We start from the raw sequence: 11,900 nt of genomic DNA, 5'->3' as shown, positions 1-11,900 counted from the left end.
GCTGAGCAAGCGCCAGGTGCAGATGATCGCCATCGGTGGCGCGATCGGCGTCGGCCTCTTCCTGGGCGCGGGCGGACGCCTCGCCACGGCGGGGCCGTCGCTGATCCTGTCTTACGCGTTGTGCGGTCTCGCGGCGTTCTTCGTCATGCGCGCGCTGGGCGAGCTCGTGCTCCACCGCCCGGTCGCCGGCAGCTTCGTCGAGTACGCCCGCGAGTTCATCGGTCCCTGGGCGGGCTTCACGTCCGGCTGGATGTACTGGGTGAACTGGGCGATGACGGGCATCGCCGAGATCACCGCCGTCGCGATCTACATGCACAAGTGGTTCCCGGACCTGCCGCAGTGGATCACCGCGCTGGTCGCCCTGTTCGTGCTGGTCGGCATCAACATGCTGTCCGTCAAGCTGTTCGGCGAGCTGGAGTTCTGGTTCAGCGTCATCAAGGTCACGGCCATCGTCGTGTTCCTCGTGACCGGCATCGGCCTGGTCATCGCGGCGGCGGACATCGGCGGCACGACGGCGTCGGTCTCCAACACGCTCGGCCACGGCGGCCTGTTCCCCGCGGGCTTCGGCGTCGCGCTGATGACGTTGCAGGCAGTGGTCTTCGCCTACTCGGCGATCGAGCTCGTGGGCATCGCGGCCGGCGAGACCAAGGACCCCGAGAAGATCATGCCGCGCGCCATCAACGGCGTCGTGTACCGCATCGCGATCTTCTACGTCGGCTCCGTCCTGCTGCTGACGATGCTGCTGCCCTGGGACCACTTCACGGGCACCGAATCGCCGTTCGTCACCGTGTTCTCCGCATTGGGCATCCCGGCGGTCGGCGACATCATGAACGCCGTGGTGCTGACCGCCGCATTGTCGTCGTGCAACTCGGGCCTTTACTCGACCGGGCGCATTCTGCGCTCGCTCGCGCAGAAGGGCGAGGCGCCCGCGTTCACGGGCAAGATGAACTCCCGCCACGTTCCTTACGGCGGCATTCTCTTCACGGGTGCGGCTTACCTGTTCGGCGTCGTCCTGAACTACACCGTGCCGAAGGAAGCCTTCGACATCGCGATCGCCGTGGCGTCTTTGGGTGTCGTGTCGACGTGGGCGACGCTGATCATCTGCCAGCTGCGGTTGCGCAAGAAGGCGATGGCGGGCGAGATCGAACGGCCCTCGTACCGCATGCCCGGCGCGCCGTACACGTCGTGGGGGACGCTCGCGTTCCTCGCGCTGGTGATCGGGCAGATGGCGTTCGCCGGGACCGCGGAGAAGATCGCGTTCTGGTCCATCCCCGTGCTCGCGCTCCTGCTGTTCGTCGGGTGGCGCTTCGTGAAGTCGCGTCAGCCGGTGGAGCCCGAGCGGCTGGTGTCCGTCGACTGATCTGGTCGGCGGGGTTCGCGCCGCGGGCCGTCTCCTCACGAGGGAGGCGGCCCGCGGTCGCGCACAGGGGTGGTCAGCAGGCCGGACAACCTCGAATATGCTGGTGAACATGGTTGTCGCTGCCCCGCCCGTCATCGGTGTGCTCGCCCTGCAGGGCGACGTCCAGGAACATCTCGTCTCCCTCGCGCAGTGCGACGTCACGGCCCGGCCCGTGCGCAGGGCCGAGGAGCTGGACGAGCTGGACGGGATCGTCATCCCCGGCGGCGAGTCGACGACCATCAGCAAGCTGCTCGACAACTTCGAGCTGCTGGAACCGCTGCGGGCGAAGATCAAGGCGGGCTTCCCGGCGTACGGGTCGTGCGCGGGCATGATCCTGCTGGCCAACGACGTGCTCGACGGCCGCGACGACCAGCACCAGCTCGGCGGGCTGGACATCACGGTGCGGCGCAACGCGTTCGGGCGGCAGGTCGACTCGTTCGAGACCGACCTCGACCTGGCGGGGGAGAACGTGCACGCGGTGTTCATCCGGGCACCCTGGGTGGAGGCGGTGAGCGGGGAGGTCGAGGTTCTCGCTACGGTGCCCATCACGGCTGAGGCGGGCGATGCCGCCGGTAGGATCGTCGCGGTCAGGCAGGGCAACGTGCTGGCCACGGCGTTCCACCCGGAGCTCACGGGGGATGAGCGCGTCCACCGCCTGTTCGTGGACATGGTTCGTGGTTCGACTGGTTCGGAGGAGAAATGAGCGGCCACTCCAAGTGGGCGACCACCAAGCACAAGAAGGCCGCCATCGACGCCAAGCGCGGCAAGCTCTTCGCGCGGCTGATCAAGAACATCGAGGTGGCGGCCCGCACCGGCGGTGGTGACCCGGACGGCAACCCGACGCTGTACGACGCGATCCAGAAGGCCCGGAAGAACTCGGTGCCGCTGGACAACATCGAGCGCGCCCGCAAGCGCGGCGGCGGCGAAGAGGCCGGCGGCGCCGACTGGCAGACGATCATGTACGAGGGCTACGGCCCCAACGGTGTCGCGGTGCTCATCGAGTGCCTCACGGACAACCGCAACCGCGCGGCGACCGAGGTCCGCACGGCGATGACGCGCAACGGCGGCTCGATGGCCGACCCCGGTTCGGTGTCGTACATGTTCAGCCGCAAGGGCGTCGTGATCGTGCCGAAGGCGGGCACGTCCGAGGACGACGTGATGCTGGCCGTGCTGGAGGCGGGCGCCGAGGAGGTCAACGACCTCGGTGAGTCGTTCGAGGTCGTGTCCGAGGCGGGCGACCTGATCCCGGTCCGCAAGGCGTTGCAGGACGCGGGCATCGACTACGAGTCGGCCGAGTCGAGCTTCCTGCCGTCGGTCTCGGTGCAGCTCGAAGCCGAGGGCGCGAAGAAGATCTTCAAGCTGATCGACGCGCTGGAGGACTGCGACGACGTGCAGAACGTCTTCGCGAACTTCGACGTGTCCGACGAGGTCATGGCCGAGGTCGGCTGAGTCCCGAAGCGGACGGACGCCGGTCACGCAGCACGCGTGACCGGCGTTTTCGCGTTGTCAGCGCACGTCGACGCGCCCGGTCCCGGACTCCGCGAGCTCGGCCCGCACCTGCTTGAACGCCAGGTCGTCGAGGCCGAGGGCGTCGCGCAGGAACGCCCAGGACGCCCGGCGGATCACCGCCACCCGCTCCGGGCTCTCGTCGGTCGTGTCCGTGGCGTTGTAGCCGTGGATCCCGCCGAGCGAGTGTTCGCCGCCGAACAGCGTCAGCAGGCCGCGCGCGCCGGGCGCGTGGTGGTAGACGTCGGTGAACCAGTCCGGTCCGCGGGTGCTGAGCATCGACTGGTCGGCGTCGCCCGCGACGGCGAGGAACGGCGTGCTCATCCGCTCGAAGTCCGGGGACATGAACGAGCCGAAGTTCTCCTTGGCGAACGGCGTCAGGTCGTCGCCGCCGAACCCGGTCGCGGCGAAGAGCACCCCGGCCTTCACGCGGGAGTCGGTCAGATCGGGGCCGGGCTCGCCGTCCGCGTCGAGAACGCGGGCGCCGAGCAGCATGCCGACGGTCTGCGCGCCCCACGAGTGCCCGGCGACGGCGAGGCGGTCGCGGTCGACGCGGTCGAGAAGTCCCGGCACCGCACCGAGAACGACGTCGAGGTCGTCGATCACGCGCTGGACGTCCTCCACGCGGAACCGCGAGATCTCCGAGTACCGGGGGTCGGCGGGCGTGAGGCCGAGCGTCACCGAGTCGAGGAACGTCGGCTGGACGACGACGAAGCCGTTGCTCGCCCAGAAGTCCACCAACGGGTCGTAGGACGACATCGACTGGCTGAAGCCGTGGGCGAAGACGACGACGGGGAGATCGGTGCCGGACGCGGGTGCGGACACCCGCACCTGGAGGTCGTCACCGCGGTCGGGCGCGGGCAGCACAACCGGTTTGGCGCTGATGATCGGCGTGGCGAACGTGGGCACGGCGGTGCTGGTCAAAGGCATGACAGGTGTCCTTCTGCGAGTGCGTGAGCGCGCTGTAGACTCTGAACCGGAGCGCAGTTCCGAATATACGGAGCAGTGTTCCACTTGGCAAGCGCGGACGTGGGAGAGGTGTGCCGGTGGCGGAGTCGACCGGGAAGAGGGCGGACGCCCGGCGCAACGAGAAGGCGCTGCTCGACGCCGCCGCGGCGGTGTTCGTGAGCGACGGCGTGGACGCGCCCGTGCGCAAGATCGCCGCCGAGGCGGGCGTGGGCATGGGGACGATCTACCGGCACTTCCCGACGCGCGCGGACCTCGTGGTCGCCGTCTACCGGCACCAGGTCGACGCGTGCGCCGAGGCGGGACCCGCGCTGCTCGCGTCGGCGGAGTCGCCGTTCGCGGCGCTGCGGAGCTGGGTGGACCTGTTCGTGGACTTCCTCGTGACCAAGCGCGGCCTCGCCGCGGCGAGCCGCAACGACCCCGACGGGTTCGCCGCGCTGCACGGGCTGTTCCTCGAACGCCTGCTGCCGGTCCTGGACGACATCCTCGCGGCAGCGCGTGAGGCGGGGGAGGTCAAGTCGGACGTCCCCGCGTACCAGCTGCTCCGCGCGATCGGGGACATCTGCGCCGGGGCCGAGCGCGTCGACCCCGGCTACGACGCGCGGATCACCATCGGCCTACTGCTCGACGGGTGCCGCGGCTGAGGCCAGCGCCAGGAAGGCCGACCACGCCTGAGCGCTGACCGGGAGGTGGGTGGCCGGAGCCTTGCTGTCCCGGATGCCGACGCCCCGACCGATCTCGACGCAGTTGTCGCCATCGCCGCTGTAGCTGCTCTTGCGCCACTCGGTCATGGGAGGCCCTCCAAGATGCTGTTGATCACCGCCCTCGATTGTTCCTCATCCAGGGCGACGGCAGCGAGGTCCTTCAGGATGTTCTCGTAGGTCTCGACGGTGTCCTTGTCGTCGAAGAACAGGCAGCACTTGACGCTCTCGACGTAGACGACCGGCGGGTACTTGGGGAATCTCATCAGCCGGAAGTCGCCGGACACGCCCGCGTGCATGCCGATCGACCTCGGGACGATCCGGATGCTGATGTACTTCCGCACCGACAGCCTCAGGAGGTGGGCGAGCTGCTCCCGCCACACCTCGCTGCCGCCCACCGGAAGCCACAACGCCTGCTCGTGCACGTAGAAGGTGAAGGCGCGGCTGTATTCGAGGATCTCCGCTCGTGCCGCCCTCGCCGCGACCGTCGCCGCCCGGTTCTCCGGCGAGACCGTCCGCGCCTTGGCGGTGACGGCCTCGATGTACTCACGGATCTGCAGAAGACCCGGAACGAGGATCATCGACCAGCAGGTGATCTCGTCGGCCTCCTGCTCCTGGTTGATCAGCGTGCGGACCTGGTCCGGGACGCCGTCGTCGGGCACGTGCAGGTAGACGTTGCCGGAGTCGTGGAAGAGCGTGAGCAGCTCCTCGCGTTCGCCGAGCGGTGTGCGGCAGTAGGCGAGCAGCTCGCGGACCTCGGACTCGGTCACCCCGCCCTTGCCGGCGAGCAGGTCGGAGATCTTGGCCTCCTGCCAGCCGAGCAGCTCGGCGAGCCTGCGCTGGGTCAGGCCGGTGCGCTCGACGGCTGCTCGGACGCCGTTGCCGAACTCGCGGCCCACCACGCTGGACGATCTCTTGGGCATCCACGGAAAGTAGGGGCAGCGCGGGCGAGCGCCCTATCGTTTCCGATCGGATATGCCTGAAGGTGGGAGCCTTGGAACAGCTCTAAGCAGGCTTAAGGCGCCAAAAGCGTGCCGTAGGGTGGATGGCGTGCTTTCCGACGAAGACATCGAACTGAGGGCCCGGCTGCTGTCCGCGGCCGACCGGCACGGCCACATGAACATCGTTGTGAACCCCGACTCCGAGGGAGCGGGGTACGTGTTCTCGGTGGGGGCGTGGCGCCGGTTCGGCGTGGCGGAGGCCGTCGTGATCGGGCTGCCGCAGGGCATGGGCGAGAACCTGATCAACGCCTACGTCGGGCGGGCGAGCCAGGGGGAGCGGTTCGTGCCCGGCAAGCTCTACGACGACTTCTTCGACGGCGTGCCGATCGTGTTCGAGCGGGTCTACAAGGGCTTCTACCCCGAGTTCTTCGGCAGCGCGTACCTGCTCTACGACGGGTCGGACTTCGCGGCCCTGCAGATCATCGTGCCCACGCCCGACGGCAGGTGGCCCTGGCAGCCGGACGCGCCGGAGGGGTTCGGCGACCACCAGCTCGTGCTCACCGAGAGCGGTGTCCCGGAGAGCTGGACGCCGGGGGTCACCGGCCCGTGAGCGTCCACATCGGACCGTTGACGGAGGAGCACGCCGGCGAGGTCCTGACGGTCCAGCGCGCCGCGTACCTCCAGGAGGCCCGCCGGTACGGGGCCTGGGACCTGCCGCCGCTGGTCGAGACGCTCGACGAGATCCGCGAGCACCTCGCCGGCGGCACGCCCGCGCTCGGGGCGTTCGACGGCACGCGGCTCGTCGGGTCGGTGCGCAGCCGCGTCGACGGCGAGCGGATGGAGGTCGCCCGGCTGGCCGTCGCGCCCGACGCGCAGGGCGGTGGCGTCGGGCGGCTGCTGCTGCGGGCTATCGGCGAGCGCGCGCCGGAGGGCGTGCGCGTCGTCTGGCTGTTCACCGGCGCCGAGAGCGACGAGAACCTGAGGTTCTACGAGAGCGCCGGGTTCGTGCGGGTCAGCGAGCACCTCGACGCCGTGGGCATCCGGTGCGTCAGCTTGGAGCAGAAACTCGTCTGACGGTCCCGCGACGTTGTCCGGAGGTCGTTGTCCGTTCGGATCGTCCCGACAGCGGACAACGACCACCGGGTAGAACAGTGGTGCGGCGGCGGTCCGGGGGGATCCGCGGCCGTCACGGGGGAGAGCGCCCCGCCCCGCAGGAGGCGAGGGGGATGCGGAGCGGGGCGCTTCGAACTCCGGACCGGCTACGGCTTGCGGCCCAGCAGGCCGATCAGCCGGGTTTGGTCATCGGCGTCCGAGGAAACCGGAACAGGCGAGTCGAACATCGAGGAGCCGCTCCAGTCGTCGATGTTGCGTTCGACGTAGGACAGCACGGACGACGCGAGGTCAGGGTCTATGCGTTCATCGGCGCCGATGGAGCGTGCCAGGTCCCAGGCGTGCACCGCGAGGTCCGCCGTCATCTGCCAGCAGTACTCCTCGGCGTCGATCGTCCCCGACGACACGCTCACCGTCTTCTTCAGCGCGTCCGGCTCCAGCCACGCCTCGCGCGCCGCCGCGGCCGCCAAGACCCACGACACGAGAGGCTCCTCGCCCAGGTTGTCGTGGTCGAAGCGGTCGCCGACCTGCCGCACCGTGCAGCCGGCCAGCAGCTCCGATGCCCAGAGCTGCTCGTGGACGAGGTGGCCGACCAGGTCTCTGACCGACCACTCCCGGCAGGGGGTGCCGAGTGTCCACTGGTCCGGTGCGATCTCCCGCACCCGCCGGTCGAACTCCGTCATCGCCACTCCGTGCGCCTGGATCAAGTCCATCCCAGCAGTGCATCAAATCCTGGCCAACCCCGCACCCCGGCGCGAGAGTTGGGCCACTCGGACGCAACCCCGTTTGCAAACCGTACGAACGTTCGGCGTAATCTCGACCGGATCCGCCGTGACATCGTTGACACGAGAGGGCGATGGACTGTGAGCGCACCTAGCGCCAGCATCTCCGCGCAGGACAGAGGTTTCTTCGGGCACCCCCGAGGCCTGTCCACGCTGTTCTTCACCGAACTCTGGGAACGGTTCTCGTTCTACGGGATGAAGGCCATCCTCGGCCTCTACCTGTGGACGGCCGTGTCCGAAGGCGGTCTCGGCGTCGACAAGGCGCTCGCCCTGTCCGTCGTCGCCATCTACGGCACAGCGGTCTACATGTCCGGCGTCGCGGGCGGCTGGCTCGCCGACCGCGTCTGGGGCGGCCAGCGCGCGACGTTCTACGGCGGCGTGCTGATCATGTGCGGTCACATCGCCCTGGCGCTGCCCATCGGCATCACCGGCGTGTACCTCGGCCTGATCTTCATCGTCTTCGGCACCGGCCTGCTCAAGCCGAACATCTCGACCGTCGTCGGCGGCCTCTACGCCAAGGACGACTCGCGTCGTGACGCCGGCTTCACGGTGTTCTACATGGCGATCAACATCGGTGGCTTCATCTCGCCGTTGATCACCGGCGCTCTCGCGGACGGCATCGGCTTCCACGCCGGGTTCGCCGTCGCCGCGGTCGGCATGGCCCTCGGCCTGGTCCAGTACCGCATCGGCCGCAAGAACCTCCGCGGCTCCGCCGCCGTGCCGCCGAACCCGCTGCCCGTGCAGGAGAAGGGCCGCGTCTACGGCCTCATCGGCGGCATCGCCGTCGCCATCGCCGCGCTGGGCGTGCTCGCGTACGTCCTCGGTGGCGTCGAGGGCGTCATCCTGATGATCAGCATCATGTCGATCGTGCTGCCCATCGCGTACTTCACCGTGATGCTGCGCAGCCCGAAGACGCTGCCGGAGGAGAAGCCGCGCGTCATCGCGTACATCCCGCTGTTCATCGCCGCCGCGATGTTCTGGCTGATCTTCGAGCAGAGCGCCTCGGTCATCGCGGAGTTCGCCGACTCGAACGTCGACAACCACGTGTTCGGCTGGGAGTTCCCGGTCGCCTGGTTCCAGTCGATCAACCCGATCATGATCATCGCCCTGGCGCCGGTCTTCGCGTGGCTGTGGATCAAGCTCGGCACCCGCGCTCCCTCGACCCCGCGCAAGTTCGCCGGTGCCCTGGTGCTCGTCGGCCTGTCGTTCGTGCTGATGTTCTTCGCGAGCAACTCGGCCGCCGGCGGCAAGGTGACGCCGCTGTGGCTCGTGCTGATGTTCCTGATCATGACCGCGGGTGAGCTCATGCTCTCGCCGGTCGGCCTGTCGGCCACGACCAAGCTGGCGCCCAAGGCGTTCGCGTCGCAGACCATGAGCCTGTGGTTCCTCGCGACGTCGGCCGGTACCGGTGTGGCCGCGCAGCTCGTGAAGTTCTACACGACGAGCCCGTCGGCCTACTTCCTCACACTGGGCGGCGCGGCCGTGGTGCTCGGCGGCGCGCTCGCGGTGGCGGCTCCGTCGATCCGCAAGCTGATGGCGGGCGTCGAGTAGGCACCCGCGGATGAGGCGAGAGGGAGGCCCGTCGCGGCGGCGGTGCGGCGGGTCTCCCTCTCGTCCCTAAGGATGCACTACGGAGATGTGTCATTGGGGCACGAACATTGCTCCACGCGGGTGAAGTAGCGCACGTACCGCAACAAATCTCGCCCCAGGTCAGCTCGGCTTCACTGCCAGTGACCGTTTGGTTTCGTTCGCGCGCACCGGAAGTCGCAAGGCGCCGCGGATCAGCTTCGACCTCCTGCGCGCGACCGGGCCGTCCTGCGCGAGGTTCGGGAAGCGCTTGAAGAGCTCGTGCAACGCGATCGCGCCCTCGATGCGGCTCAGCCCGGCGCCGATGCAGTAGTGGATGCCCGCACTGAACGCGAGATGCTCGCGCGCGTTGGACCGGGTCGGGTCGAACTTCGCCGGGTCCTTGAAGACGCGCGGATCGCGGTTCGCCCCCGCCAGCACCAGCATGACCGGCGTGCCCTTCGGCAACGAGACGCCGGCGAGCTCCAGGCGCTCCTTCGGCCAGCGGATCGTGTACTGCACGGGCGGGTCGAGCCGCAGCACCTCTTCGACGAACCCCTCGGCGTACTCCGGGCTCTGCGCGAGCGGCAGCACCGTGTGCGGGTTCTCGAACGCCTGGAGCACGCCGTTGCTGATCAGGTTCACCGTCGTCTCGAACCCGGCGAAGAGCAGCAGACCGGTCGTGGCGACCAGGTCCTCGCGGCTGAGGTCCTCGTGCTGCGCCACGAGGTGGCTGACGATGTCGTCCTCGGGGTTGCGGCGGCGTTCCTCGATGAGGACGTCGATGAAGTCGTTGTACTCGACGATCGTGGCGTGCAGGTCCTTGAGCTGCTTGTGCGACCACACCCCGTCGAGCGTGTCGGCCAGCGAGCTGCCCCAGCGCGCGAAGATCGCCCTGTCCTCGTCCGGCACGCCCAGCAGGTCGGCGATCACCTGGATCGGCACCTGCGACGCGAACTCGCCGACGAGGTCGAACCGGTCACCGAGGCGGTCGAGGTGGTCGTTGACGATCTTCTGGATGGACGCCGTGCGGTCCTTGAGCGCGCGTGGCGTGAAGAACGGCTGCACGAGCTTGCGCAACCGCGTGTGGTCCGGCGGGTTCTTCATCAGGAACGAGTCCTGCACCGGGTTGACGATCTTTTCGCCGTTCTTGACCAGCGTGACCGGCACCATCGACGCCTCGTCGAACGTGGCGGTGATGAACCTGTTGTCCCGCAGCACCGAATCGCAGATCGCGCGGCTCGTCGTGACGTACGCGCCCATGCGGCTGCGCACCATGTCGCCCTTCGCGCGCACCTTCTCGTACATCGCGTAGGGGTCGCGGTCCGGCGGCGAGGCCAGGACACCCGCGTAGGGGTCGCCGAGCAGCGCGTAGCCGCGGACGAGCGTGCGCAGCGCGAAGAGCTGGGCGGTGGTCTTCAGCGTCGACATGGGACCACAGTGGTGTTTGCGTGGCGAACTCTCAAGAGCTGCGACGATGACGCCGCACGGTTTCCTCCACCAGGTCGAGCACCGGCTCCATGTCGTCCGCCGGCAGGCCCATCGCGAGGTGCGAGACGAGGCCTTCCAGGACCAGTTCGAGGAAGCTCGTCAGCACCGTCACGTCGACGTCGTCGCGCAGGTTGCCCGCCTCGCGCTGCCGGATGAGCCGCTGCCGCGTGGCCGCCGTGAGCTGTTCGCTCCGCTCGGCCCACCGCCCCCGGAAGTCCGGGTCCGTCCTGAGCCGGCGCGAGACCTCGAGGCGCGTGCCGAGCCAGTCGGCCGCGTGCTCCTCGGTGCGCTTCTCCGGCTCGTCGAGCAGGTCGCGCATGACCTGGACGAGACCCTGCGCGGCCACCACGTCCGCCATCCGCAGGGCGTCGTCCTCGGCCAGGGCGAGGAAGAGCGACTCCTTGTCGCGGAAGTGGTGGAAGATCGCACCGCGGGACAGTCCCGTGGCCTCTTCGAGGCGGCGTACGGTGGCACCTTCGTAGCCGTGTCGCGCGAAACAGGCACGCGCACCGTCGAGGATCTGACGGCGGCGGGCGTCGAGGTGGTCCTGGCTCACCCTGGGCACTGGAGAATGGTGGCAGGGGGAAGGCGGGAAATCCAATCCGTACGTACGGATTGGTGGGTCCACCGGTGTGATCTTCCCGGCTGTGGGCGTGGGGGGTGCGGTTCGCACGGCGGTTGCCGCGGCCACCACACCGCCTCAGCCCCTGTCCCGTCCTTTCGTGTGGATCTCCGGCCGCGCCTGTCCTCTCCGCCGCCCTCCCGGCAATATCCTCAGCCGCCATGGACACCCCGGAGGTCACCAAACTGTCGACGCTCGCCGAGCGCCTGGGCTGGCAGCGGCGTGAATCCACAGGTGTCCACGTCGTCGACCTGCTGCTCACCCGCGACGTCTCCGACCTCATCGCCGCGCTCGCCGAGAACCGGGAGCGGTGACGGAATGCGGTAACCGCTTTCCAACGTCCCCGGGACAGGGTTGACTGGGCTGCCGTGCGCAGTGTTGCGCGCATCAGTCAGGAAACTCTTCAAGCAATTCCGCCGCCGCTCCGTCGTGGTCCCCCGTGGGAGGCACAACAGTGGCACCGAGAAGAAGCCGGGCGATGCGCACGCTCGGGGCGATGGCCGTCGTGTGCACGACAGCCGTCACCGTGATGTCGGCACCGGAGTCGGAAGCGGCGCCGGTGCGGTACGAGGCGGAGGACGCCGCGATCTCGCAGGGCGTGGTGGGGTCGGACCACGCCGGGTTCTCCGGAGCGGGGTTCGTGGACGTCGGCGACGTCGCGGGCAGCTCCGTCGAGTTCACCGTCACCGCGGCGCGGGCGGGCCGGGCGAAGCTGGTGATCCGCTACGCCAACGGCACCGCCGACCCCCGGCCGGTCGACGTCCGCGTCAACGGCGGCCTGGCGGTCGGCGAACGGGCTCTCGCGGGCACCGGCGC

Annotated in this window: 15 protein-coding genes; 9 read left to right on the top strand and 6 right to left on the bottom strand. The window is 69.0% G+C overall.

Going from position 1 to position 11,900, the window contains the following annotated elements; all coding sequences use genetic code 11:
* Nucleotides 1-22 precede the first annotated feature (22 nt).
* The 3 genes from BLQ91_RS32495 to BLQ91_RS32485 all read left to right on the top strand — a co-directional run bounded on the left by BLQ91_RS32495 (nucleotide 23) and on the right by BLQ91_RS32485 (nucleotide 2,848).
* Nucleotides 23-1,360 carry an amino acid permease gene (locus BLQ91_RS32495; RefSeq protein ID WP_245734014.1) on the top strand — a complete coding sequence of 446 codons (1,338 nt, stop codon included), beginning with the start codon at nucleotides 23-25 and terminating at the stop codon, nucleotides 1,358-1,360.
* A 109-nt stretch (nucleotides 1,361-1,469) separates the two neighbouring features.
* Nucleotides 1,470-2,102 (top strand): pyridoxal 5'-phosphate synthase glutaminase subunit PdxT, encoded by a 633-nt coding sequence (gene pdxT, locus BLQ91_RS32490; protein WP_090103342.1) that lies wholly within the window; start codon nucleotides 1,470-1,472, stop codon nucleotides 2,100-2,102.
* Nucleotides 2,099-2,848, top strand: a complete 750-nt coding sequence (locus BLQ91_RS32485; RefSeq protein ID WP_090103135.1) for a YebC/PmpR family DNA-binding transcriptional regulator — start codon at nucleotides 2,099-2,101, stop codon at nucleotides 2,846-2,848. Before pdxT ends, BLQ91_RS32485 begins: the two co-directional genes overlap by 4 nt.
* A 57-nt stretch (nucleotides 2,849-2,905) precedes the next feature.
* Here the strand turns inward: BLQ91_RS32485 and BLQ91_RS32480 are convergent, their stop codons facing one another.
* Nucleotides 2,906-3,835, bottom strand: a complete 930-nt coding sequence (locus tag BLQ91_RS32480) for an alpha/beta hydrolase family protein (protein ID WP_090103134.1) — start codon at nucleotides 3,833-3,835, stop codon at nucleotides 2,906-2,908.
* Between the two features lie 116 nt (nucleotides 3,836-3,951).
* Here BLQ91_RS32480 and BLQ91_RS32475 point away from each other — a divergent pair, with 116 nt between their 5' ends.
* A complete protein-coding gene (locus BLQ91_RS32475) occupies nucleotides 3,952-4,515 on the top strand; it encodes a TetR/AcrR family transcriptional regulator (RefSeq protein WP_176960073.1) in 564 nt (187 codons plus the stop codon).
* Here BLQ91_RS32475 and BLQ91_RS32470 read toward each other — a convergent pair.
* Nucleotides 4,489-4,662: a DUF397 domain-containing protein gene (locus BLQ91_RS32470; RefSeq protein ID WP_090103130.1), complete on the bottom strand. Its 174-nt coding sequence runs from the start codon at nucleotides 4,660-4,662 to the stop codon at nucleotides 4,489-4,491. The genes BLQ91_RS32475 and BLQ91_RS32470 overlap by 27 nt on opposite strands.
* On the bottom strand, nucleotides 4,659-5,495 hold the full coding sequence (locus tag BLQ91_RS32465) for a helix-turn-helix domain-containing protein (RefSeq protein ID WP_090103128.1): 837 nt from the start codon (nucleotides 5,493-5,495) through the stop codon (nucleotides 4,659-4,661). The genes BLQ91_RS32470 and BLQ91_RS32465 overlap by 4 nt, the downstream gene beginning before the upstream one ends.
* Nucleotides 5,496-5,622: 127 nt before the next feature.
* Here BLQ91_RS32465 and BLQ91_RS32460 point away from each other — a divergent pair, with 127 nt between their 5' ends.
* Both BLQ91_RS32460 and BLQ91_RS32455 read left to right on the top strand, forming a co-directional pair.
* Complete coding sequence (locus BLQ91_RS32460) at nucleotides 5,623-6,123, top strand: DUF4262 domain-containing protein (RefSeq protein WP_236219076.1); 501 nt, start codon at nucleotides 5,623-5,625, stop codon at nucleotides 6,121-6,123.
* The gene (locus tag BLQ91_RS32455) at nucleotides 6,120-6,587 is read left to right on the top strand and encodes a GNAT family N-acetyltransferase (protein ID WP_090103124.1); all 468 of its coding nucleotides are present in this window, start codon (nucleotides 6,120-6,122) and stop codon (nucleotides 6,585-6,587) included. The genes BLQ91_RS32460 and BLQ91_RS32455 overlap by 4 nt, the downstream gene beginning before the upstream one ends.
* A gap of 185 nt (nucleotides 6,588-6,772) precedes the next feature.
* Here the strand turns inward: BLQ91_RS32455 and BLQ91_RS32450 are convergent, their stop codons facing one another.
* Nucleotides 6,773-7,306 (bottom strand): TIGR03086 family metal-binding protein, encoded by a 534-nt coding sequence (locus BLQ91_RS32450; protein WP_245733982.1) that lies wholly within the window; start codon nucleotides 7,304-7,306, stop codon nucleotides 6,773-6,775.
* A gap of 180 nt (nucleotides 7,307-7,486) precedes the next feature.
* Here BLQ91_RS32450 and BLQ91_RS32445 point away from each other — a divergent pair, with 180 nt between their 5' ends.
* The gene (locus BLQ91_RS32445) at nucleotides 7,487-8,956 is read left to right on the top strand and encodes a peptide MFS transporter (protein WP_090103120.1); all 1,470 of its coding nucleotides are present in this window, start codon (nucleotides 7,487-7,489) and stop codon (nucleotides 8,954-8,956) included.
* A 159-nt stretch (nucleotides 8,957-9,115) separates the two neighbouring features.
* On the opposite strand, the gene BLQ91_RS32440 is transcribed toward BLQ91_RS32445, so the two are convergent.
* The gene (locus BLQ91_RS32440; protein WP_090103119.1) at nucleotides 9,116-10,402 is read right to left on the bottom strand and encodes a cytochrome P450; all 1,287 of its coding nucleotides are present in this window, start codon (nucleotides 10,400-10,402) and stop codon (nucleotides 9,116-9,118) included.
* A 31-nt stretch (nucleotides 10,403-10,433) separates the two neighbouring features.
* Nucleotides 10,434-11,027: a TetR/AcrR family transcriptional regulator gene (locus tag BLQ91_RS32435; RefSeq protein ID WP_090103116.1), complete on the bottom strand. Its 594-nt coding sequence runs from the start codon at nucleotides 11,025-11,027 to the stop codon at nucleotides 10,434-10,436.
* A 218-nt stretch (nucleotides 11,028-11,245) separates the two neighbouring features.
* Between BLQ91_RS32435 and BLQ91_RS41720 the strand changes: the two genes are divergently transcribed.
* Entirely contained in the window at nucleotides 11,246-11,398 is a 153-nt protein-coding gene (locus tag BLQ91_RS41720) for a hypothetical protein (RefSeq protein ID WP_176960072.1), read from the top strand.
* Between the two features lie 164 nt (nucleotides 11,399-11,562).
* Nucleotides 11,563-11,900 (top strand): CBM35 domain-containing protein (locus BLQ91_RS32430; protein WP_281199709.1); only part of this gene is annotated, 338 nt, incomplete at its 3' end.

Origin of the sequence: Lentzea jiangxiensis, assembly GCF_900104175.1 — a bacterium.
GTDB classification, from domain to species: domain Bacteria; phylum Actinomycetota; class Actinomycetes; order Mycobacteriales; family Pseudonocardiaceae; genus Lentzea; species Lentzea jiangxiensis.
Note: the sequence above shows the minus strand (reverse complement) of the source record. Positions and strands in the feature narration are given on the sequence as shown.